This is a genomic window from Novosphingobium sp. SG720 (assembly GCF_012275365.1).
GTDB classification, from domain to species: Bacteria; Pseudomonadota; Alphaproteobacteria; order Sphingomonadales; family Sphingomonadaceae; genus Novosphingobium; species Novosphingobium rhizosphaerae.
Window position 1 is genome coordinate 1 of sequence record NZ_JAAZQN010000013.1, and the last position, 23,769, is coordinate 23,769.

Here is a 23,769-nt window from a genome sequence, read left to right on the forward strand (position 1 = left end):
CGTGTCCAGTGTGCTCGTTGGCGTTGCGTCATCCATCCATACACAACTGCAACACCCAAAAATCTGCGCAAGGTGGGGTCAAAACGGCGCTTACGTGTTTTCGAGTCCTCTCCTGAGCATCAGTATTCCAGTCCTTATCGATCAACTCCTGAATTTCGTCTATGGTTGGCATCCTTTTGGCTCGCTCTGCGTCGCTCTCGCGGTAGTGAGCCTTCGCTTGCTCCACTTGGTGTATCAATTGGTTGCGGGCGTCGGTCGGTAAATGCAGGTTTGCAATGTCTGCATGCTTTGCCCGGAAATACGCAACGCGCTTCAAATAGAGTTGATTACCCCATTCGAGGTCCAGCACCGGTTTTGCCCGCGCGTTCATCTGTTCCGTCGAGGTGACAGGCTGCGTATCGATGACGATAGTTTCCAGCATCCCGCGGAAATCAATGTACAGGACCTTGTAGCCATCTCGGGCCAGTTCGCGGATTTGGTCGGTGTCAGGACTGTAAGCCGCTCCCTCGAACTCGAATATCGCTGCCACCCCGGACTCGTCTTGCGGCGGAAGCCGAAGGTGGCCGCGCGTCGTCCAGTAGGCTGCGGGAACTGTAAAGTTAATAACCGTCGCGCCGTCGGGCATAATGTCTAGATAGCGATCAACATAAACCGGCTCGACGTCGCCTTCAGGCCTGGTGTTGGGAGTTAACTGATTGATTGAACTAGCCTTAGTGTACTCGATGTCGCTGAGAAAATAGCCGTAGCGCAGCGGCACCTCGCAGAATGCCCTAAAGCGCTTTGTGAGATCGTCGTGTGAGTGGATAACAAAAGACTCCGTAGCGTTTGCGCTGGCGCCGTCAGAGCGAACGAAAGAGGGATCGTCTAAGCCCCGTCGCCTTAGTTGATCAGTCATTTCAGCATCATCGGGATGCAAAAGCTTCTCGTCAGGCCATTCATCCGCGTCGCTAGGTCCCCGTTGATATAGGTAGCGAGCCATGAGACCGCGGCCGAAATTGGGATCGTGCTGCAGGAGGCGCCGTCCGTCGCAGCCGTCTCCGTAGTTCGGATCAGGCGGCAATCGGAAGACGTCACGACCATGTGCTACAATTGCTGGCATCGGCTTGTCTGCCGCTGCGGAGGCGGCCGTAAGCGCCACCGTCAGCGCTATCCCAAAACCCCATTGGCTCACTACTGCCCTCCAATTTCCCTCGTGCAAGAGCTTTAGCGTCGGCGACTTAAAGAAGTCTGGAGGGGTGGTCTGTTGAATTAGATGTCCGCAATGTGGGTGTGTCCGGATAGGCCGATTATGAGGCGGCGAGGGCGATAGCCTTCGCCCGCACGCCGGTGCTCGCGCCGGTGATTGCTGCGCGCGAGCGTCGATCGAAGCATCGCCTTTTCCTTCGCCAAGCGCCTTCATAGCAGCCGTTCGGGCTCCTGAGTTCGTACGCCGGAAGCGGTCGTCTGTTTATCGATGTCGCTGGCCTCAGGAATGGACTGGGTTGGTGGAAAAACGACATTCGCTTCAGGTTCTTGGGCGTTGTTCTGGCAATGAATTGATCACCGCTGACGACACACAGCGGGAGTGAGGGCGGTCCAGCTTAAATGCCAAAATGCCCCACGAGCGCCGAGCGTCCGCACACCAGCATATCGCGTCGTCGCAGGACTGAGCCGGTGCGCGAGTTCCGAAATATGATTTCACCCGATCCGCCCTGACGCATGCGTTGGTGAAGCCTTCAATTTCGAAAATTGTGCCTTCCTTCGACTGGCGAAGTCCGATGCTGGAATATCGAAGATTGCCGATCTTCCCCGCCTCTAGAAAGCAGGTTTTTTGCCGGCACTCGTCGGGTAGATCAAAGGCATCAATAATATCAGCCGCCCTTGGAGGTTCGTGCGAAATAGCAGCGTCGAGCTTCTTGAAAAGCAGCCGCTCTTCGGGATTTAGAGAGCGGCTCTGCGCCCACCAGAAGGTGGCAACGACCATAATCGGAGCAAAAATCGTCAGCATGAACCCACGAGAAGCCATACGGCGAGAGTGCAACGCCGTAGCAATGCCGCAAGGGGGGCGCTTCCAGAATTTCGGCCTTCAGCAGGACCTGGGCTGAAGCCGACTTACCGCTTTTGGGCGCGATCCGCCCATCTGCTCATCGCGCCGCGATAGCAGCCGTTCAGGCGCCTGAGCTCGTACACCGGAAGCGGTCATTTGTTTATCAATGTCGCTGGCCCCAGGAAGGGCCTGGGTTGGGTGGGGAGCTGCCGTTCCACTTTATTCTACCGCTGCGAACGAGGGTTAGCCTCCACTGCCGTTGCCGTTCGCGGAAAATATGAGATCCGTGAATTTAAATTGGGCGGTCGAACAGAACGCCATTGCGCGACCGCCGGAAATCGCAGACGCATCAGATTGGAACTCACTACCGTTCACGGTCAGAACGGCTTTCCCGGTAGCGGAAAGGAAAATGTTAAATGCTATGGCAGACGATGCATCGACCTCCCCGACTTTCCCCCTTTTTGAATCACCATCATGAGTCACGTTGAATATGATGTCGAAGCGTTGGGCACCAGTATTGGAGGCGACAAGCTGAAATCCCGCAATGGCTCGCTTTTCTGAACTGAAGATTCCCGCGCCGACAACTGGCAAATTATTGCCTTTACGCATCTCATACACTCTGATCGTGCCGCTTACGCTGCCGCCGTTGGCCACGTCTTGAGATACGGAAGAGAAATGATCAGCAGGCACGTCGCAGTCGAATTCCAACTGGGCTGCATAAGCTGGAACTGCTGCTACGGCGGATATGGTCATCACCAGCGCTATGATGGCTTTGCTGTTCATCCTAACTCCCCCGCAGATTGCGCCTCGCTAGGGCCAACCATGGACATCACTTCAAATGTCTGCAAGTCGGCGCGAGCCGCCCATAAGGACATTGCGCCGCGATCGCCGCAATTCCGGACGTTCGGGCGCCTGAGTTTACGCCGGAAGCGGTCGTTTGTTTATCAATGTCGCTGGCCCCATGAATGGCCTGGGTTGGTGGATTGTGTTGAAAAAGCCGGGCTTGCACTTGGGGTAAGGGTCTGATTCAGCATTAGAATGCTGAAGGATGCCAAGCCATGATGGGCGAGCGCCGGGTGGCGCAGGAGGCCCTGTTCTACGAGTTCAGCCTGGATCGGCATGTCCTCGCCGACCATCTGCTGCGGGCGATCGACCGGTTCGTGGACCTGTCGGGCATGCGCGAGCACCTGCGCGGCTTTTACAGCGCGATCGGTCGCCCTTCGATCGACCCTGAGCTGATGCTGCGGATGCTGATCGTGGGGTACTGCTTCGGCATCAGGTCGGAGCACCGCCTGTGCGAGGAGGTACACCTCTACCTGGCTTGCCGCAGGTCCTGCCGTCTGGGGCTCGACGGCGACGTGCCGGATCACTCGACCTTTTCGAAGAACCGCCATGGTCGTTTCCGGGAGAGCGACCTGTTTCGCCAGCTGTTCGAAGCCACCGTGCGGCGCTGCATTGACGAAGGGCTGGTCGGCGGCGACGGCTTTGCTGTCGATGCCAGCCTGATCCGGGCCGAAGCCAACCGGCAGACTTATGTCGAGGGCACGCAAGGCCTGCCCGCCGATCCGCAAAGCCGTGCTGTCGAGAAGACTCGAATACCGGCATAAAGCATTTATTTTAAAAGATTACTTTTCAATGTTGAAAATTCAGTCCCCCTTCCAGTCCCCCGTTCTCTGCATCCTGCATTCTGCTGAGCAGCTAGCCATGCCATCGCATCATGGATGGCGGAGCTTGCGGCTTTGCAGAGCATTTAAGGCCGTTACAGTGTGTACGATCTGTATGCGTTCACAATTGCCTCCTCGCCTGCAGCGCCACCACGATCAACTGGCATGTGCTGAGCACACACGCAGTAAGCATGCAACGCACGGCAAGGAGTCGGAAGCCGGCGCAGATCCGCGGCCCCATATGTCAGTGCTGCTCGATTTTCACGTGCCGCAATGACTCGATTCCGTTGAGAGCAACTAAAAACCCAGCGCCGTGTCGCAACCGCACGCAGGCTCCCCATGGCAGCGGCAAGCCATGCCCCGCAAAGATTTGCTTGCTTCGGCACGACCTGCGCGAGACATGACAGCCGGGTGTCTTCCAGGAATAGATTGCAACCATGGCAAACATCAAAGACGTGGCGGAGCGCTCGGGAATCTCGATCAAGACCGTCTCGCGGGTGATCAACGGGGCACCCAGCGTGCGCGCCAACGTGCGGGCCAGGGTCGAGCAGGCCATCCGCGACCTCAACTACCGGCCTGCGCTCGCCGCCCGGCAACTGGCGAGCGGACGAAGCTTCATCGTGGCGATGATCGCGCCGCGGCTGACCTTTAGTTACTTTGCGGGACTGATGGTGGCCAGCGCCAGTGCCTGCCGCGCGGCCGGCCACCATTTGGTGCTCGAGGTGGTCGATGCAGCGGAGTTATCGCAACAGGACCAATGGCAGCTGCAACTTTCGTGCGAGCCTGACGCAGTCATCGTCGTGCCACCCTTTTCCGATGATCCGCGCATGATCGAGGCCCTGTGCGGACTCGGCAAACCGCTGGTACGGATCGCCGGCAAGAATGACGGAATCGGCCATAGCGTGGAAGTCCACGACCACGCCATCGCCCGGGAGATGGCGGCCTATCTGGTAGGCAAAGGACATACCAGGCTGGCGATGATCGCCCCGCCGCACAGTCAGATGGCTGCCGAAGAACGCCTGGAAGGCTTTCGCGATGGCCTGGCCGAACACGGGATCGAACTGGCCGCGTCGTGCGTCGTGCGCGGAACGATGCGCTTCGAGAGCGGGGTTGCTGCTTTCAAGAACCTCATGGCGCTTCCGCAGCGCCCCACCGCAATCTTTGCCGCGAACGACGTGATGGCCCTGGGCGCCATGTCCACCGCGCTGCGCCTCGGGTTTCGGGTTCCGCAGGATATCGCCATTGCCGGCTTCGACAATGCTGCGGAAGGCCAAATGTGCTTTCCGACGTTGACCAGCATTCACCAGCCGATCGAGGAGATCGCTACGGCGGCCGTCAACCTCGCGCTTGGCCGCAGCCTTGGCGTGGCATCGTTCCAGCACCGCCTGGTCATCCGTGAATCGGCATAGTTCTAGCGGTTGTATTTTTATCACAATACGTCAGAATTCCGCTGACCTACACCGTCACATTTGGATGTCAGCACGGATATTTTGCAACACAATCAGACTATTATCACCAATTCCCAACGCATCAGATTAAAATACCACCGTTGGTACATTATTGACTCGCGCTGTCATTTCCTTATCGAGCGAGCCAACAATAGTTCGAAACGGGGGGAGTTTCTGATGCCGAAGACCTTGTGCGCCTTGCTCGCGGGCGCTGCCGCAATCGCCTGCTACACGCCTGCCCTGGCCCAGGACGGCGCCGCCCAAGCCACCGACGCTGTTGCCGCGCCTGCGCCCGGCGAGATCGTGGTCACCGCCCAGAAGCGCGCCGAACGACTTCTGGACGTGCCGGTCGCCGTATCCGCCGTAACCGCCGACAGCCTGTCGCGCGCGCAGATCAATGACACCGCATCGCTTTCCCGTGCAGTCCCGTCGCTGACGTTCCAGCAGGGCCAGGGCTCGCAATCCAACGGCTTCCGCATCCGCGGCGTCGGCTCGCAGCTGTTCAGCCTGGGCGTCGAAGCCTCGGTCTCAACTGTGGTCGACGGCGTGGTGGCGGCCCGCGCCACCCAGGGGTTTTCCGATTTTGCCGACATCGAGCGCATCGAAGTGCTGCGCGGCCCGCAGGGCACGCTGTTCGGCAAGAACGCCACCGCCGGCGTGGTCAGCGTCATCACCGCCAAGCCCAGCCGCACGCCGACCGCCTCGGTCGAAGCCACCATTGCTGAAAAGAACGAGTACCGCGTCAAGGGCACCGTTTCCGGCCCGATCTCCGACACGCTCGCCGCGCGCCTGACGGGGTACTACAACGACGTTGGCGGCTACATCCACAATGTGGCGACCGGGCGTGACGTCAACGGCAGCAAGTCGTGGGGCGTGCGCGGCAAGTTGCTGTGGGACGCGACCGACACCCTCAACTTCCTGGCCAGCGCCGACTATCGCAAGAGCAATGCGCTGTGCTGCCAATCGGTCGCCGTGCAGACGCGGACGCCGCAGATCATCGCGCTGTCGCCCGGCATCACCGCGTCGCCGACCAATCGGCAGATCATCGACGACAGCGACTCGTTCAACAACGAGAGCGCTTATACTTTCTCGCTGGAGGGCAACCTCGATCTTGGATCCGCGACGCTGACCTCGATCACCGCCTACCAACACTTTGAGAATATCGCCAACAACGTCGTCGACCGGATCAACAATCCCCTGCCGGTCTATGTTGCCGGCACGATTGGCCAATTCAACCAGAACGGCGGACCGATCCGGCTGGGCAGTGTTTCGCAGGAACTGCGCATCGGCTCGAACGGCAACCGCGATTTCACCTATGTTGCCGGGGTCTTCTACGCCGGCACCAGTGTCGATCGCGACTTTCTGCGTCGGCAGGCGCTGTGTTCGTCGGGCACGCTTGGCGCCGTATGCGCAGCGCCGGTCTATCGTTCGGTCTTCTCCCATGCCCACAACCGTTCCGACAGCGTCGCTGCGTTCGGCCAAGTCGAGTATCGCGTGACCGGCGGGCTCAAGCTGCTGGGCGGTTTGCGCGTGCAGCATGAAAAGACTGCGGTGTCCGGCGTGCGTTACGGCCCTGCCCCGCAATATCCGACCGACGTTGCGATCCCCGGCTTCGGCTCGGTTTCAGGCTATCGCTCGGCGACCGACACTGCCGTAACCGGCAAGGCGGGCGCCAAGTACGAGTTCAGCCGCAATGCGCAGGCCTATGCCAGCTACACCCGCGGCTACAAGGGCTATGGCTTCAACACCGAGCCGGCCACGAACTTTGCCACCCAGGCCGCAGTCCGCCCCGAACACGTCAATGCCTACGAGATCGGCTTCAAGGGACGCACGGCAGACAACCTGCTTAGCGTCAACCTGGCTGCCTTCCTGTCGAACTACACCGACCTGCAGGTCCTCGCCAACGTCGGCACGCCCGACGCGCCCGCCTTTGCCCAGACCAACGCGGGCAAGTCGACCACCAAAGGCTTCGAAATCGAGGGTACCCTGCGCCCGGTCGAGGTGCTGTCGGTCAACTTTGGGGTGACCTATGCTCGCTCGCGCGTCACTGCCAACGGCCTGAGCTGCGCGCTGCAAAACCAGACCAACCTTTACACCGGGGCCAATCCGCCCGCCAACACCTGCTACGGCGCAGGCACCGGGCAGCAAAACATCGTGGACGGCCGCCTGCCCTATGCGCCCGAATGGCGCGTGATGATCTCGCCGCGTGTCGAGGCCGGTATTCCGGGCACTGGGCTGGACGGTTTCGGGCAAGTGACAGTCAGCTATCAGAGCAGCCAGATCTTCGACATCTCGCAAGATCCGCTGCTGGCCCAGAAAGCCTATACGCTGGTCGACGCCAACATCGGACTGCAGGACCAGGCGCACCGCTACACGTTGACGCTGTTCGTGCGCAACCTCTTCAACCAGAACTACTATTCGTCGATGGCGCACACCAGCCTGATGGCCAGTGCCACCAATCCCAACGACCTCACGGCATTCGTCAACAAGGACGCCAATCGATACTTTGGCGCGACATTCGGCGCCAAGTTCTGACGCACCCTGCTGGGCAGCCGCACCACGCTGCCCGGCCTTTTTTAGGGAAACCACGACATGGGCAAGCTGCACAAGACGATATTGGGGACTGCGGCGACGTTTGCTGCTATGGCCCTGACGGCACAGGCTGCGCTGGCACGCGCACCGGCCGTGACGCCTGCGCCGGCATCGGCCACCCCGGCACAGCATCCGCGCAATATCATCTTCGTGCTGGTCGACGATCTGCGGTTCGACGGCATGGGTTTTCTCAACCCCGCAGTGCACACACCCAACATTGACCGGCTCGCGCGCGAAGGCGCCTATTTTCCCAACGGGGTGACCACCTCGTCGCTGTGCAGCCCCAGCCGCGCGACGATCCTGACCGGGATGACCGCACGCAACCACGGCGTGGTCGATAACAACAATTCCAGCGAAGACGGGCTGATCTACTTTCCCGGCTATCTCCACCAAGCCGGTTACCAGACGGCATTCATCGGCAAATGGCACATGGGCAACGACACCGATGCGCCGCGTCCCGGCTTTGACAAGTGGATCAGTTTCAAGGGCCAGGGGCACTACTATCCCACCGGCGACCTGCCGCCGGCCGCTGTCGCGGCGGGCCAAGTGAACATGCTCAACGTCGATGGCAAGGAAGTGCCCCAGAAGGGCTACATCACCGATGAGCTGACGGACTATGCCATGAATTGGCTGGAACGGGAGCGCGACCCAAAGAAGCCTTTCTTCCTCTATCTGAGCCACAAGGCGGTCCATTCCGATCCGCTGCCGCCGCCGCGCTATGCGCACCAGTATGATGCCACCCGCTTCGAACTGCCTGCCAGCGCCGCGAATACGCCGGAAAACTACAAGGGCAAGCCACGCTGGGTCTATGACCAGCGCAATACATGGCATGGAATCGATTTCTTCTACAATTCCGACATGAAGATGACGGAATACCTAAAGTATTACTTTGCCACTCTCTCGGCCGTCGATGACAGCCTGGGCCGCATCCTTGCCTACCTGCGCAAGCATCACCTCGAAAAGGACACGCTGGTGGTCTTCACTAGCGACAACGGCTTCCAGATCGGCGACCACGGCCTGATCGACAAGCGCACGGCCTATGAGGCATCGGTGCGCGTGCCGCTGGTGATGTGGGAACCAGGCACGGTCCCGGGCGGCACCGTCAATAGTGGGCGCGTGCGTGGGCTGGATTTTGCGCCAACGTTCCTCAATGCCGCGGGTATCAGCCAGATGCCGGCGCAGTTCGAGGGCCAAAATGCCTGGCCGCTGATCACAGGTGCGATCAAGCCGGCCGAGTGGAAGCCGACCGACTTCATCTACGAATACTATTGGGAATGGACTTTCCCCGAGACGCCCACGACCTTTGCGATCACCCGTGGCAACCTGAAGTACATCCAGTACCACGGCGTCTACGACCGCGAGGAACTGTATGATGTTGCCGCCGATCCAACCGAGATGCACAACCTGATCGACGATCCCACGCATCTTGGCGACAAGATCACGCTGCGCGCCGCCCTTTATGCGGACCTGGCCAACAAGCAGGGTAAGCACGCGATCCCGTTCACCGCGCGGCAGTCAATCGGCGCAGTGCGGCGCAATCGCAATGGCACCGGCGCTGCCCCCTTCCCCGAGGAATGGCTGGTCGAGCCCAACCAGCGCGACCGGCTCGACGATATCCTGCCAGACAGCCAGGCCAAGCAGGACGCTCATGCCGCCGGTCACCCGTTCTTCAATTCGCCGACGGTTGACCAGCAGCTCAAGGACATTCCCGAAAAGTGATGCTTGCCGTCCCCGCTACTTCCGGCGTTACGATACGCCGGCGGTAGCCGGGATGTATCAGGCCGGGCGGCGAACCACGCAACGAAAGCCGATGTGGCTGGTCGGGCTGTCAATGGCTTGCGGATGGCGCGCAGCCGGGCGGTAACGCTGGCAATAGTTGGGCGCGCACAAGTGCGAGCCCCCTTTCAGCACCTTTCGCGGCACCTTCACCAGCGGTGTCGCCGGATCAAAGCTCTTAGCGCGAAAACCGCCGCGTGGGTTGCTGATGGCGCAGCAAGGCGCCTTGCCGGCCTTGCGCCGGTCATCGGGCTGGCCCCACCAGTCTTCGCACCATTCCCAGACATTGCCGATCATGTCGTAGAGACCGTACCCGTTCGCCGGGAAGCTGCGCACCGGGCTTGTCCGCACCCAGCCGTCTTCGGCGGTGTTGGAAAACGGAAACAGGCCCTGCCAGGTATTGGCCATGTGCTGTCCCCCAGGGACAAGCTCGTCACCCCAGGCAAATTCCTTGTCCACCAGCCCGCCGCGCGCGGCAAATTCGAACTCGGCCTCGGTAGGCAGAGCCTTGCCCGCCCATGTCGCATAGGCCAGCGCGTCGTCGTAGGCGACGTGAACCACGGGATGGTCCATCAGGCCATCGATCGTGCTGTCGGGACCCGTCGGGTGGCGCCAGCTCGCGCCCGGAACCCACGCCCACCATTGCGACGGGTCGGCCGTGTCGACGGGCGCCGCGGTCATCGTGAACACCGCTGATCCCGGTACCGCAAGGGCGGCGGACATGCCCGGATAGACCCGCAGCTCGGGGGCTGTCTCAGCGCAGGTCCGATACCCGGTTTCCGCCACGAAGCGCGCAAAGTCGGCATTCGTCACCGGTATCGCGTCAATCCAGAAGGGATCGACGCGGACCCGGCGTGGCGGCGCTTCCTCGGGGTAATAGGCCGCCGACCCCATCATGAAGGTACCGCCGGGAATGGCGACCATCCCCGGAAGCGGTGTCCACGCTGTCGTGTTCAAGGCGGTTCCCATGCGTTAGATGTCTAGTGACAGCGCCAGACCAAGGCAACTGGAACGCCAACGGTATGCATGGGGCGACGTTGGCTGGCGCCTGCGCCCGGCGCGGGCAAGGTCCACCGAATTGCCGGTGACCCGAGCAAGGCCTGGATGCAAAAAGGGAGAATGGCAGCGAATTTCCACATGCGCCAGTTTTAAGCCGTTCGCCAAGTTGAATCTCCCGCGCGCGCCCGGCCCCATCGCAAACGCAGCATCGTGGCTGACCAGCTGCGGCGCCCCGTCAAGGGCACGTAGTCCCTGTTCGATCACCTCGATCGATCGAGGTCGAGATGGTTGGTCGGCTCGTCGAACAGCAGTAACTGCGGCAAGCTGCGGGGTCGACAGAATGCAGGCAACCCCCGCCCTGAGGCGTTCGCCGCCGCTGATTTCGCGCACAAACCCGTGGCCTGCGGTGTTGCGAAATGCAAACCGCGCGAGGGCGGCACGCGTTTCATTTTCGCCAGTTCGGGATTGAGCTGACGGATGTTGTTCATCAGGCTCGCGTCGGGTTCGAGCAGGCTCACACTCTGCATAGCCCCCAGCTTTCTGGACGCCTTCTATCCTAATTTTGAGGACAAGAGGCGATGATGGGGAAGCCCAATTTCAGTGATGAGTTCAAGCGCGATGCGGTGGCCCAGATCACCGAGCGCGGGTATCCGGTATCGGAGGTCTCGCAGCGGCTCGAGGTCAGCGCGCACTCGCTGTATGCGTGGAAGCGGCAGCTGGCGAAGGTCGTATCCGGCGATGCTGGCAAGGATGCCGAAATCCGCCAGCTGAAGCGCGAACCGGCCAAGCTATAGCGTTCGACCGTTGAGGCGCAGCGCATTGGTGATGACGCTCACGGACGAAAGCGCCATGGCGCCCGCCGCGATCACGGGCGAGAGCAAGATGCCGAAGACCGGATAAAGCAGGCCAGCAGCAATGGGCACGCCCGCGACATTATAGATGAAGGCGAAGAAGAGATTCTGCCGGATGTTCGACATCGTCGCTTGCGAGAGCCGCCGCGCCTTGACTATGCCGGTCAGATCGCCCTTGAGCAGAGTCACGCCCGCGCTCTCGATCGCGACGTCAGTGCCCGATCCCATGGCAATGCCGACATCCGCCGCTGCAAGGGCAGGTGCGTCGTTCACACCGTCCCCGGCCATCGCAACCACGTGGCCCCCTGCCTTCAGCCGCGCCACGACGGCGCTCTTCTGGTCGGGCAGCACTTCGGCCTCGACCTCGTCGATCCCGAGCCGAGCGGCGACCGCCTGCGCTGTGATCCGGTTGTCGCCGGTCAGCATCACGACGCGGATGCCCTCGGCGCGCAGGGCGGCAAGCGCATCCGGCGTGGTCGCTTTAACTGGATCGGCAATGGCAATCGCGCCCGCGACCTGACCGTCGATGCCGACGAAGATGGCAGTGGCGCCCTCCTGGCGTAGCGCATCGGCCTGCGCGGCAATGGCAGACGTATCGATGCCTTCGTCCCTGAGAAAGCTGGTATTGCCGAGCACCACATGTTTGCCCTCGACGGTTCCGAACGCGCCGCGTCCTGTCGGGGAATCGAAGTCCGTGACCGCAGGCACCTCGATGTCGCGCAGTCGTGCCGCACCGACGATTGCGAGCGCCAAGGGATGCTCGGATGCCCGCTCTACAGCAGCAGCGAGGCGTAGCAGCGCCGCTTCGTCGACGCCGGGCATGGTCACAATCTGCGTCACGGCGGGTTGGCCTTCGGTCAGCGTGCCGGTCTTGTCGACGACCAGCGTGTCGACCTTCTCCATCTGCTCGAGCGCCTCGGCATTCTTGATGAGCACGCCCATGCCTGCACCGCGCCCGACGCCGACCATGATCGACATGGGCGTCGCGAGACCAAGCGCGCAGGGGCAGGCGATGATGAGCACTGCGACCGCCGCGACTAGTCCGTAAGCAAAGCGCGGCTCCGGTCCCCAGAGGCTCCAGCCGGCAAAGGCGAGCAGCGCCAGTGCGATGACGGCGGGGACGAACCAGCTTGAGACTTTGTCCGCCATACCCTGGATCGGCGCGCGCGATCGCTGGGCTTCGCTCACCATATGGACGATGCGTGCGAGCATCGTGTCGCGGCCGACCTTCTCGGCGCGGATGACCAGCGTGCCGCTGCGATTGAGCGTGCCGCCGATGACGCTGTCGCCAGTAGTCTTGACGACAGGCATGGATTCGCCGGTGACCATGGACTCGTCGAGCGAGGAGCGACCGTCGGCGCAGATGCCGTCGACCGGCACTTTCTCGCCAGGGCGCACGCGCAGCCGGTCGCCGACCGCGATTTCATCGAGCGGCACTTCTTCCTCGCTGCCGTCCGCACGGATGCGCCGCGCGGTGCGGGGCGCCAGATTGAGCAGCGCCTTGATGGCGCCCGAGGTACGTTCGCGCGCGCGCAGCTCGAGCACCTGGCCCAGCAGCACGAGCACGGTGATGACGGCGGAGGCCTCGAAATAGACCGCGACATTCCCGTCCATGTCGCGGAAAGCGGGCGGAAAGAGGCCGGGCGCAACGGTGGCGACCATGGAATAGGTCCAGGCGACGCCGGTCCCCATCGCGATCAGCGTGAACATATTGAGATTTCGGGTGCGCAGTGATGCCCAGCCGCGCTCGAAGAATGGCCAGCCCGCCCACAGCACGACCGGCGTCGCGAGGAGCGTCTGCACCCATTTCGAGACCGACATGGGCACAAGATGATGGAGCGCGGGAACGAGATGGCCGCCCATCTCCAGCGCGAAGACCGGCAGCGCCAGCACGAGCCCGATCCAAAAGCGGCGCGACATGTCCGCAAGCTCCGGGCTCGGCCCGCTGTCGGCCGTGATGGCCGCGGGTTCGAGCGCCATGCCGCAGATCGGGCAGGCACCCGGATGATCCTGTCGGATCTCGGGATGCATTGGGCAGGTCCAGATGGTGCGCTCAGCCACGGCGACAGGCGCGGGCGGAGCATCGCCGAGATAATGCTGCGGATCGGCGAGGAACTTCGTCCGGCATCCTGCGCTGCAGAAATGATGGGCTTGGCCACCATGTTGGGCATGATGCGCCGTGGTTGCGCCATCGACGGTCATGCCGCAGACTGGATCGCGCGCCGTGTCGGCATCGGCGTGTGGCTCGTGCGCATCATGGTGCTGGTGATCGGACCGGTCTGCCATCATGGCGTGAATCCCTTCGATGGCGCGACAGCCGCGTCGTGCTGCACCCATGTCGTTCTGAAATCCGAGTTTTCAATCATTCCAAGAGGATTGGTGTGCGGCGACCTTACCACGGCGGCTCCGCCGCGTGATTGAGTTTGCTCAATAAACGCCGGTTAGCGCTCCGCCTTCGATGGGCTGCTTTCGGAGGTAACCTGCTCGTTGCCGAGAAAATTGGCGATTAGGGTGGGGGCCAACGCCGCAATTCCTGCCATTCCCGAGGCCGGAGGCCGACAACGAAACTGCACCTTCGTTCATCTCGACGAGAAATGGGGCGTTTCAGCCAACAGCAGGGGATCGCATGCGATCCCCTGCCTCACCTCAGAAGCGCAAAGTGCCTTCAACGCCATAGGTTCTGGGTAGCGCCCGAACCAGGTAGCCCGCCCCGGTAATACCTTCGTTGGGATAGCCGCCCGGGAAATAGAGCTTGTTCGACAGGTTCTTGCCCCACAGCGAAAGCGTATAGCGATCCGTCACGAAGCTGATGCGGCTGTTGAACACCCAGTAATCGCCTTCGCCGTTCGTGTAGGCGCCCGTCGCGAGATTCTTGAGTACACCACGGCTGTAGTCCTTGAACGAGTCATAGTAGAAACGCCCGGTATAGGCGGCATCGCCATGAAGCTTGATCTTACCACCCGCAAGATCCGCCGCATCCCAGTCGAAGCCAAGGTTGATCGAGGACTTCGGCGCATAGGGGAAGGGATTGCCGCCCACGCTGACACTGCCCGCGCCGGACTGCACGCAGGATCCTTTCTGCGCCGGGAACAGCCCGCTCAGGTTCAGCGCCGCACAAGTCGCCTGGTCGAAGCCCTTGTACTTGCTGTCTAGCAGACCGAGCGATGCGCTCAGCGTCAGACGGTCGGTTGCCGCAAACTGGACATCCAGTTCCAGCCCTTTCATCGTACCGTCGAGCGTGATGATGTTGGCGGTCACGCTCTGGTCGACGACCTGGCTCTGCTGGTTTTTGTAGTCGTAATAGAAAAAGCTGCCGTTGATTTGCAGCCGGTTGTCAAGGAACCGGGTCTTGAACCCGATCTCATAGGCGTTCACTTCCTCCGGCTTGACAAAATAGACCTGTGGCGAACTGATATAGGCCAGGCCATTGAACGTTCCGGCGCGATAGCCGCGGCTGTAGCTGGCATAGAGCATGACACCGTCCACCGGTTTCCAGTCGAGGATGGCGCGGCCCGAGACGCGGCTGGTCTTGCCGTCCTTGTTCACGCCGCCCGGTATCGCACCCCCGGTGGCCGGGATCGCCACGTTGCCGGCTTCGTCATAAACTGGCGACAGGAAATAGGGCGAACCATAAGCCGAGACGGCGAGCATCCGTGGGTTACCGGCGTCGTCGTAATACGTGGTGAGACCATCGCGGTATTTGGTCGTGTCGGTCGTGTAGCGCAGACCTGCGGTGAATTTCACGGTCGGGGTGATTTCGTAGCTGCCTTCGCCATAGACCGCCCAACTCTCGCGGTTCTGCCTGAAATGCTGCTTGCCGAAAATGCCGGTCGGAAGAGACCCGGCGGACAAACCCTTCCCATTGAAGCCGCCCGCCGGATTGAACCAAGTCGCCGGAAGGCCGACGGCCGCGCGGACGTCGCTGAGCAGGTTGAAGATGTCGATATCGTTGTTCGACGTCACCGTGTCCCAGCCATAATAGGCGCCGGCGATCATCTTGAACGGGCCACTGCTGTAATCGAGCCGGAGATCCTGGTTGAAGGCCTTGAAATCCGAACGGTAGCCGTTCGAGCAGAGACGCAGGGGACCGCTGTCGCAATCGGTCTGCGTCTGGAGATAGAGCCCGGAATCATAGCCGGTGATCGAGGTGAGGTTGAGCTTGTCGGCGAGTTCGGCCTTCACCGTTAGCACCACGCCTTCGGTGCGCGTCTCGGCGCGGCCGATCGTATCCTGATCGATCTGCGTGTCCGACAGGCCCGCCCGGCTATAGCTGCTGGGTAGCAAACCGGCGCCGTTGGCGCCGAGCGCGCGAAACAATGGTGCCAGGATGAAATTGGAGTTCTCATAGTCGAACAGGGACGGATTGGCCTTGTAAGGACCTGCACCGAGCGAGGCAGCCGCGCCCCCGGTCGATTTCGACGCATAGCCCTTTAGCGTGACATCAAGCGTGTCGCTCGGCTTAAAGCGCACAGTCCCACGGAAGGCATATGTTTCATCGCCCCCCGGATCGCGGCCCGTGGCGAAATTCCGACCGGACGCACCACCTGCGGCGGTCTTGTTCAGACCGGCGGGCATCAGGTTGTGGATATAGGGATCCATTTTGACATAAGTGCCGGCGATGCGGATACCGAGCTGGTCCTCGACGGGCGTCAGTTCGATGGCGCCTTCGACGCTCTTGCGGTTAAAATTGCCGTAGCCGGCCGTCAGATAACCATTCGCGCCCTTCAGATCGGGCTTGCGGGTGATGAAGTTGATCGCGCCGCCCGTGGTGTTGCGACCATAGAGCGTGCCCTGCGGGCCGCGTACCACCTCGACCTGAGCCAGGTCATAGAGTTGCTGCCCCTGGCTCGCGCGGAAGGTCTGATAGACCTCGTCGACATAGACGCCGACCGGGGAGGCTGCGCTGGCGCTGAGTTCGGTGCCGACACCGATGCCGCGCAGGGTGAAATTGGGCTGCTGCGAACCGTAAGCCGACGATACCTGAAGATTGGGCATCGAACTGTTGAGGTCTGACGTATCGAACACGCCCTTGCTGGCGAGTTGCGAGGACGAGATGGCCGACACGGCAACGGGAACGTTCTGGAGATTTTCCGACCGCTTGGTCGCGGTGACGACGATTTCCCCCAGCCCTCCGGACGGCGCCTGCTCGTCAGTCGCCTGCTGCGCTAATGCCGGCGTCGCAAGACATACCGCGATGGCAAGAATGCTGATGCCTCCAACCCTGTTCATAGAAAGCTCCCTGATATGGTCACTGCATCTGGGTGCATTCGTGACCCGTTGCGCCTGGACATCAGCATCAGGGGATGTGTGGACCTTCCCGCCCCCCCCGGCTCTGGTGTCAAGGGCCAACCTGAAGGAAATCTGACCCTCTTCTTAGAACCTGTTTGCCGGTTTTTTATGGAGCCAGTTTTACCGTTGCTCGGCATGCATCGCGCGCAGCATGAAGCGCTGGATCTTGCCGCTGGGCGTCTTGGGCAATTCCGGCACGAACGCGATCAGCCGGGGATAGGCATGGGCGGAGAGCCGGTTCCTGACATGCGCCTTGAGGGCATCGGACAGTGCCGGCGATGCCGCGAACCCGGTGTTCAGCACGACGAACGCCTTGACCAGTTCGGTGCGTTCGGGATCGGGCACGCCGATGACGGCAGCCTCCATCACGGCGGGATGCTCGATCAGCGCGCTTTCGACATCGAACGGGCCGATGCGATAGCCCGATGAAGTGATGACATCATCCGCGCGGCCGATGAAGCTGATGCTGCCGTCGGCCTCCCATTCCACGGTATCGCCGGTGCGATAATAGCCATCCCGGATGGCGGGCGTGGGTTGTTGCCAATAGCCGCCGAACCAGAGCAGCGGCGATCGGGCAATGTCGATGGCCAGTTCGCCCGGCTGGTTCGCGCGCCGTTCGTTGCCCTCCTCATCCAGCACCGCCACCCGGTAGCCGGGCATCGTGAACCCGGCCGAACCCGGACGCACCGGGTGCGACAGGCCGTGATGGTTGTTCACGACCATGCCGGTTTCGGTTTGGCCGTAGTGATCGTGCACCGCCACCGCGAGATGTTCGTCGAACCAGCGGATGACTTCGGGATTCAGGGGTTCGCCCGCGCTACTGACGACGCGCAACCTGCCCCTGATCCTCGCTGCCGCATCGGCGCCTTCGGCCATCAGCAGGCGATAGGCGGTAGGCGATCCGGCAAGGTTGGTGATGCCCAGGGCCGCTATAAGGTCATAGGCCGCCTCGGCAGAGAAGGCGCCTTCGTACAGGATGGTTGGCCGGCCCAGCAGCAGCGGGCCGGTGATTCCGTAATAGAGGCCATAGGCCCAGCCCGGATCGGCGATGTTCCAGAAACGGTCCTCCGCCCGCAGGTCGATCGCCCAGCGCATATAGGCACTGATGGCAGGCAGGGCCTTGAGCGGCACGCCCACGCCCTTGGGCAGCCCAGTCGAACCCGATGTGGACATCATCAGGAAGAGATCGTCGCCGGTGCGCATCACCGGCGCGAAATCGGCGGGCATCTCCGCTACTTCGGCGCTGAAGTCGATGTCCCCCGCGGTCAGGAACTCCCCGGGCAAGCAAACGGTCGCGACCGGCGGACATTGCGCGATGCCCGCCAGCTTCGCGCGATTGGCGCTGTCCGTAACGACCAGCACGGCCTTGCTGATACCCAACCGGTGCTCGATGGCCTTGGGACCGAAGGCGGTGAACAGCGGCTGATAGACCGCGCCCGCCCGCCAGACGCCCAGGACCGTGGCAACCAGTTCGGCCCTTCGCGGCAGCAGGCCCGCAACCACATCGCCGGGCTTGACGCCATGCGCCACCAGCATGTTCGCCACTTGCGCCGACAAGTCGCGCAACCGGGCAAAACCGTAGTCCTGTCTTGTGCCGTCCGCCGCCACTGTGATGAGGGCCAGATCGTCGCCATCGGCGTATCGGTCGCAGCATTCCACGCAGGCGTTGATACCGCCCGAAAGACTGCCAGAAAGCCGGGCCCATTCCCGTTCCAAGCAAAATTCTTCAACCGCCTCCCGGTAGCCGGGGGCGGCGACAGATACCGGTGTGCCGGTCATGCCTTCGATCCTCTCCGCAATCATGCCGCAACGATACGGCGCGCCGGTTTTCCAGCCCGCTCCGAGTATTCACTCCGCCGAATAGAGAAAGGCGGCGGCGCGCTTGCGGAACCGTGCATCCGCCGTCGCCATCGCATCCTGAAAGCGAAGTGGCGGCCTTGAAACCGCCGCCACCTGCCATCGCAAACCTGGACGTTATTCGGGTAGCACGTCCCGCGTGATGACCCACAGTTTCTTCGAGAAGGGTCCCTTGGACGTCCATGTGATGTGCATGCCGGAAGACAGGCCGATCGAATCGCCCGCCTTGAAGTTGTGCACCTTGCCGGTGTCCGTCTCCACCACCTCGACTTCGCCTTCGAGCAGCAGGATCGTCTCGTCACCCAGCACGCCGGTATAAGGTGTGACGAGCGTACCTTTCTCGTCCACGTTGGTCCCGGCGATTCCCTTGCCGGAACGCCACACGCCGCTCAACATCGTGCCCGTCGATCCGGCGGAGCGGTTGAAATAGAGCTCGCCGGCGACTTGCGCACCCTCAGCGGGTTCGACGAAATGATACTCCTGCCATTCGTCGGGATTTTCGCTGGTGTGCATGATGAGCAGGTCCTGGGGCGGGTTGGCGGTCGGTTCGCTGCCGTTCCAGATGCACCACCACTTCTTGAACGACGGCCCTTCGATCTCCCACTGCACCTCCAGCCCCTTGGGCGAGTAGATGATCGAGCCGGGGCCGACCTTGTAGCTCTTGCCGGTGGCAATGACGGTGAGAACGGCGGTGCCGTCGATCACGCAGGCGGTCTCATCCCCCAGCGGCGAGGAATAGACGATGGTATGCGACCCATCCGCGGCGGCGCCCGGGGCGGATGGCCCGGTGCGCCAGAACCCGGCCGAGAGCGACCCCGACGTGCCTTCCGGCCGGATTACCACGTATTCGCCGTGCACCTGCGCACCGAAACGCGGTTCGATCCACTCGAACGGCACCCATTTCTCGTTGGGTTCGTTCTGCACGCCACCATGAACCGCGTAACGCGGCGAATCCTGCACTTTCGCGGCCAACTGCGTCGCCATGCGAAATCTCCCTGGAACAAGATTGAACCATCTCAGGCCGACCGTGAAAGCCGCGTATGCCTGCTCAAAGGTCAGCCAGTATCCACTATCAGCGCATTGCGGTCATTGCCCTAGCGCCACCGTCGGTCTTTTCGATAGGGCCAGATGCCGGGCGCGCTGGCCCTCATGCCCGCCCGTTCACGGCGCCACGGACGGCTCTGACGCTTCCGGGAGCAAGGGTACGTCCTTGAATACCGCAAAGCTGCTTGGCGTGTTCGGCATGACCGGGAAGTTGAAATCGCACTTGGGGCACGGCTCGGCGAGCACCTTCTGCTCTTCCTGGAGTTCGAACGCCTTGTCCTCGACCAGTCCACAGCAGGGGCAAACGCGCAGCAGGCGCGTGTTGGTAAGCTCGAAATTGGTGATGATGTCTTCCATGATGGCACCGCGCGCGGCCCATTCCTTGGCGTGCTTGTGATAGGTCGCCATGTGCCAGTCCTTGAGCGCCTCGCGGCTCACCCAGAAGCTGACCTCGTTGAACCAGGTGGGGTCTTCGGGATGGACCCACCAGGTCAAATGGAGGAAGCCCGGCAATTTCATGAGATGGGTGCGCGTATCGGCGAAAATGACCTTGAACTTTTCATACCCGTCCGGGCTGGAAAAGCGCACGCGCTGCATGCTGAGATAAATGGACATGGGGTTCTCCGCTCAATGAGTCCAGCCAGACAAGCTGTTTGCGCAGGATGAACAGCGCCATGGCCAGCCGGTAGGGCCAGCATCGGGAAAGATGATAGTGCCAGTTTCCAATCGCTCTATCATTGCCGCGGCGGCGCGGTAGGATGCCACGAGCAAGATTTTGGGGCATGCCCAGATGACGATGAACCTGATCATCCGCATTGACCGCAAGGATGAACGATCCCTGCAAGTCCAGATCTACGAGGCGCTGCGCGACCAGATCCTGAAAGGCACGTTGGCGGCGGGCAAGCGCCTGCCCTCCACGCGCAGCATGGCAGACCAGCTCGGCATCGCCCGCAACACGGTGACGCTGGCCTATGAACGCCTGGCCGCCGAGGATTATATCACTTCGCGGGCCAAGGCTGGCATCTTCGTCAACGAAAAGCTGCCCGACGCCACCGTCCTGCTGCGCAACGGGCACGCTTCGGTCCAGCCGAGCCGCAAGCGACTGCGTCTGGGCAAGAACCCAAGTTTTTCCGGGCGGGCGCCCCAGCTCTGGCAAGAGAAGCGCTCGCGTCCACAGTTCGATTTCTTCGTCGGACGCCCTCACCCCGAGAGTTTCCCGACCAGCTTCTGGCAGCGCGCCACCGCGCGACATCTTGCCTATGCGCGTGGCATCCAGACCGAATACGGCGATCCGCGCGGACTACAGACGCTGCGCGAAGCGATCGCGGCGCATCTGGGCGAAACACGTGGGATCGATGCCAGCGCCGATCAGGTCATGATCACGTCCGGTATCCAGGGCGCGCTCAACCTGCTGGCCAGAATTTTCATCACCGACCGGTCGAGGGCGAGCGTGGCGGTCGAGAACCCCTGTTATCAGGGTGCGGCCTATCTGTTCGGCAGCTATGGCGCCAGCATTCATCCGATAGACGTCGACGAGCAGGGTATCGTCGTTTCGCAACTCGAAGGCTTCCTGGGCAATCTTGTCTATGTGACGCCGTCCCATCAGTTTCCGACTGGCTGCACGCTCAGCCTCGATCGCCGGCTGCACCTCCTCGACTGGGCCTATCAGACGGGCAGCTATGTCATCGAGGATGATTACGACAGCGACTTCCGCTACGATGGGCCGCCGCTCACCGCGCTGGCCGGGCTGGACCGGAACGGTCACGTCATTTATCTCGGCACATTCTCCAAATCGATCGGTGCCGGGCTGAGAGTGGGATATGCGGTCATGCCGCGTCATCTTCTGGACCAGGCGCGGCTGGTGAAGACGCTGACCGACAACGGCGCTCCCTGGCTCGAACAGGCGGTGATCGCGGACTTTCTCAAGGAAGGCGCATTCCTCCGCCATCTCCGGCGCATCCGCCGATCCTATATGGGCGCGCGCGACACGGTGATCCGGTCGATCGAAGAGCATTTTCCCGGTGGTGCGTTGCTTGGGCGGGAGTGCGGCATGCATATGATGTGGACATTGCCGCCCAATCTCCCTTCCGCGAACGACATGCAGCGCATAGCGCTGAACTGCGGGGTCGGCCTCTATCCGTTCGCGGGGGCGGCGACGCAGGAATATGGCAATCCCGGCCGCTTCCGCGAACGGTCGCTGGTGCTCGGCTATACCGGGCTGTCGGAAGAGGCGATCCGCGAAGCCTTTGCGCGGGTGGCCACAGTGGTTGGCCTACGGCGCTAGGCCGCACGAACTGGCACCACCTATAAAGCCGGGGATGGCTCTAGGGTTTGGGCCGATAGGTTCCTAGCCTTCCTGAAAATCATCGGCGTCTCTGTGGCGCGCGCTGACGACAAGACAGGAGGATTGGATATGCCTGACTACAAACTTCTGATCGGCGGCCGGCTGGTCGATGGCGACGACGTGATGGGAATAATTAACCCCGCCACTGAAGAGGTGTTGGCCTTTTGCCCGCGCGCGTCGGCGGGGCAGCTGGACGCCGCGATCATGGCGGCGAAGGAGGCCTTTCCCGCCTGGGCGCGGACACCGATCGCGGAACGACGCGCGATGATCCTCGCCCTTGCGGACTGCATGGAGATTCATGCGGAAAGCCTGGCGCGCCTGCTCACGCAGGAACAAGGTAAGCCGCTGAGCGAAGCCACGGCCGAGATCGCCTACAGCATCGCCTTCATCCGCCAACTCGCGACCCACGACCTGCCGGTACAGGTACTGGAAGACAATGACAGCCGCCGGGTGGAACTGCACCGCCGCCCCCTGGGCGTGGTCGGCGCGATCATTCCCTGGAACTTTCCGGTGCTGATCGTCGCCTTCAAGCTGCCATTCGCGCTGCTGGCGGGCAATACGCTGCTCATCAAGCCAGCCCCCACGACGCCTTTGTCGACCCTGCGCATGGGCGAGATGATGGCGGGAATCTTTCCCCCCGGCGTGATCAACATCATTACCGACCAGAACGACCTCGGCGCCCGTCTCACGACACACCCCGATGTCGCGAAGATCAGCTTCACCGGATCGACCGAAACCGGCCGAAAGGTGATGGCGGGCGCGGCGGCCTCGATCAAGCGGCTGACGCTGGAGCTGGGCGGCAATGACGCGGCGATCGTGCTGCCCGATGCCGACCCGGTGAAGGCCGCATCGGGCATCTTTGGTGGTGCTTTCATGAACGCCGGACAAGTATGCCTCGCCATCAAGCGCGTCTATGCCCATGCGGACATCTACGACGCGCTCTGCGTGGAACTGGCCAGGATCGCCGAAGAGGCTGTCGTCGACGATGGGCTGAAGCAGGGCGCGCAGATCGGCCCACTCCAGAACCGGGCGCAATACGACAAGGTGCGGGCCCTGCTCGAAACGGCCCGATCGGACGGCACGATCATCGCCGGAGGCGAAGTTCTGGACCGCCCGGGCTATTTCATCCGGCCCACCATCGTGCGCGATATCAGCGACGGCGCGCGGTTGGTGGACGAGGAACAGTTCGGTCCCATCCTTCCCATCATCCGCTATGATGATCCCGACGATGCACTGGCGCGGGCCAATGCGTCCGACATGGGCCTGGGCGGCTCGATCTGGTCGTCCGATCGCGATGTGGCCCATGACCTCGCCATGCGCATGGAGGCCGGCACGGTATGGATCAACAAGCATCTTGATTTTGGCCCGACCGTTCCTTTCGGCGGCGCCAAGCAATCCGGACTGGGCGTCGAATTCGCAGAGGAAGGATTCCACGAATTCACCCAGATTCATGTCATCAACGAAGCGAAGGGATGATCAGCACCGGGCCAGGCAGACTGATACCCCAAAAAACGTCTCGATCACCGCCCGGCGCACGTAGTGACTAGCCGCATGGATGTACCGCAGCAGGGGACTCCGTCTTCCCCGTACGGGCGTAGGGTTTAGTGACAGATGTCATTCTGACGGCAGCCGCAAAACGGCCTGATGTGGTCGACACCTGCCGGCTTTCAGATTTTCGGGAGCACCGTTGGAATCGCCACAAAAGGCGACGTTCGGCGGCCAGGGGTGGAGCGTCGAAACTGGTCGTAGGCTCACCCCCCCTAGCCGCACACTGGAATGTCGATGGCTGGGAAGCAGCGGTCATCCGAGATGCCTTCGCCGTGTGGCGGCTCTGCCCAAATGCGGTCATTCCAACGTGTCAGAGCCGGAGCGGTGTTGG

At 61.9% G+C, this 23,769-nt stretch carries 15 protein-coding genes and 2 pseudogenes; 7 read left to right on the forward strand and 10 right to left on the reverse strand.

Annotated features, from left to right (window positions below; all coding sequences use genetic code 11):
• Positions 1 to 28: 28 nt before the first annotated feature.
• The 3 genes from FHW94_RS22400 to FHW94_RS22410 form a co-directional block, all read right to left on the reverse strand.
• A complete protein-coding gene (locus FHW94_RS22400; RefSeq protein WP_168558060.1) occupies positions 29 to 1,171 on the reverse strand; it encodes a hypothetical protein in 1,143 nt (380 codons plus the stop codon).
• 333 nt (positions 1,172 to 1,504) lie between these two features.
• Entirely contained in the window at positions 1,505 to 1,987 is a 483-nt protein-coding gene (locus FHW94_RS22405) for a hypothetical protein (RefSeq protein WP_168558061.1), read from the reverse strand.
• Positions 1,988 to 2,269: 282 nt separating this feature from the next.
• The gene (locus FHW94_RS22410) at positions 2,270 to 2,809 is read right to left on the reverse strand and encodes a hypothetical protein (protein ID WP_168558062.1); all 540 of its coding nucleotides are present in this window, start codon (positions 2,807 to 2,809) and stop codon (positions 2,270 to 2,272) included.
• A 275-nt stretch (positions 2,810 to 3,084) separates the two neighbouring features.
• On the opposite strand from FHW94_RS22410, the pseudogene FHW94_RS22415 reads away from it, so the two are divergent.
• From FHW94_RS22415 to FHW94_RS22430, 4 genes and pseudogenes are all read left to right on the forward strand, one after another.
• Positions 3,085 to 3,555, forward strand: a pseudogene (locus tag FHW94_RS22415) (transposase); the annotation flags it as partial.
• Between the two features lie 572 nt (positions 3,556 to 4,127).
• A complete protein-coding gene (locus FHW94_RS22420) occupies positions 4,128 to 5,099 on the forward strand; it encodes a LacI family DNA-binding transcriptional regulator (protein WP_168558063.1) in 972 nt (323 codons plus the stop codon).
• Between the two features lie 60 nt (positions 5,100 to 5,159).
• Positions 5,160 to 7,673 carry a TonB-dependent receptor gene (locus FHW94_RS22425; protein WP_246866359.1) on the forward strand — a complete coding sequence of 838 codons (2,514 nt, stop codon included), beginning with the start codon at positions 5,160 to 5,162 and terminating at the stop codon, positions 7,671 to 7,673.
• Between the two features lie 57 nt (positions 7,674 to 7,730).
• Positions 7,731 to 9,449, forward strand: a complete 1,719-nt coding sequence (locus FHW94_RS22430; protein WP_168558064.1) for a sulfatase — start codon at positions 7,731 to 7,733, stop codon at positions 9,447 to 9,449.
• 57 nt (positions 9,450 to 9,506) lie between these two features.
• Here the strand turns inward: FHW94_RS22430 and FHW94_RS22435 are convergent, their stop codons facing one another.
• Together FHW94_RS22435 and FHW94_RS22440 are read right to left on the reverse strand one after the other, a co-directional pair.
• Positions 9,507 to 10,430, reverse strand: coding sequence for a formylglycine-generating enzyme family protein (locus tag FHW94_RS22435; RefSeq protein ID WP_168558075.1), 924 nt, complete (start codon positions 10,428 to 10,430; stop codon positions 9,507 to 9,509).
• 335 nt (positions 10,431 to 10,765) lie between these two features.
• Complete coding sequence (locus tag FHW94_RS22440) at positions 10,766 to 11,023, reverse strand: hypothetical protein (RefSeq protein WP_168558065.1); 258 nt, start codon at positions 11,021 to 11,023, stop codon at positions 10,766 to 10,768.
• A 63-nt stretch (positions 11,024 to 11,086) separates the two neighbouring features.
• Between FHW94_RS22440 and FHW94_RS22445 the strand changes: the two are divergent.
• Positions 11,087 to 11,296, forward strand: a pseudogene (locus tag FHW94_RS22445) (transposase); the annotation flags it as partial.
• On the opposite strand, the gene FHW94_RS22450 reads toward FHW94_RS22445, so the two are convergent.
• From FHW94_RS22450 to FHW94_RS22470, 5 genes are all read right to left on the reverse strand, one after another.
• Positions 11,294 to 13,558, reverse strand: a complete 2,265-nt coding sequence (locus FHW94_RS22450; protein WP_246866361.1) for a heavy metal translocating P-type ATPase — start codon at positions 13,556 to 13,558, stop codon at positions 11,294 to 11,296. The pseudogene FHW94_RS22445 and the gene FHW94_RS22450 sit on opposite strands and share 3 nt — an antisense overlap.
• A 444-nt stretch (positions 13,559 to 14,002) precedes the next feature.
• Positions 14,003 to 16,585: a TonB-dependent receptor gene (locus FHW94_RS22455; protein WP_168558068.1), complete on the reverse strand. Its 2,583-nt coding sequence runs from the start codon at positions 16,583 to 16,585 to the stop codon at positions 14,003 to 14,005.
• Positions 16,586 to 16,765: 180 nt separating this feature from the next.
• Positions 16,766 to 18,361, reverse strand: a complete 1,596-nt coding sequence (locus tag FHW94_RS22460) for an AMP-binding protein (RefSeq protein ID WP_246866360.1) — start codon at positions 18,359 to 18,361, stop codon at positions 16,766 to 16,768.
• A gap of 258 nt (positions 18,362 to 18,619) precedes the next feature.
• Positions 18,620 to 19,486, reverse strand: coding sequence for a cupin domain-containing protein (locus tag FHW94_RS22465; RefSeq protein WP_168558070.1), 867 nt, complete (start codon positions 19,484 to 19,486; stop codon positions 18,620 to 18,622).
• 177 nt (positions 19,487 to 19,663) lie between these two features.
• Positions 19,664 to 20,161: an antibiotic biosynthesis monooxygenase gene (locus tag FHW94_RS22470; RefSeq protein WP_168558071.1), complete on the reverse strand. Its 498-nt coding sequence runs from the start codon at positions 20,159 to 20,161 to the stop codon at positions 19,664 to 19,666.
• Positions 20,162 to 20,336: 175 nt separating this feature from the next.
• Between FHW94_RS22470 and FHW94_RS22475 the strand changes: the two genes are divergently transcribed.
• Entirely contained in the window at positions 20,337 to 21,830 is a 1,494-nt protein-coding gene (locus tag FHW94_RS22475; RefSeq protein WP_168558072.1) for a PLP-dependent aminotransferase family protein, read from the forward strand.
• Positions 21,831 to 21,959: 129 nt separating this feature from the next.
• Positions 21,960 to 23,366, forward strand: coding sequence for an aldehyde dehydrogenase family protein (locus tag FHW94_RS22480; protein WP_168558073.1), 1,407 nt, complete (start codon positions 21,960 to 21,962; stop codon positions 23,364 to 23,366).
• Positions 23,367 to 23,769 lie beyond the last annotated feature (403 nt).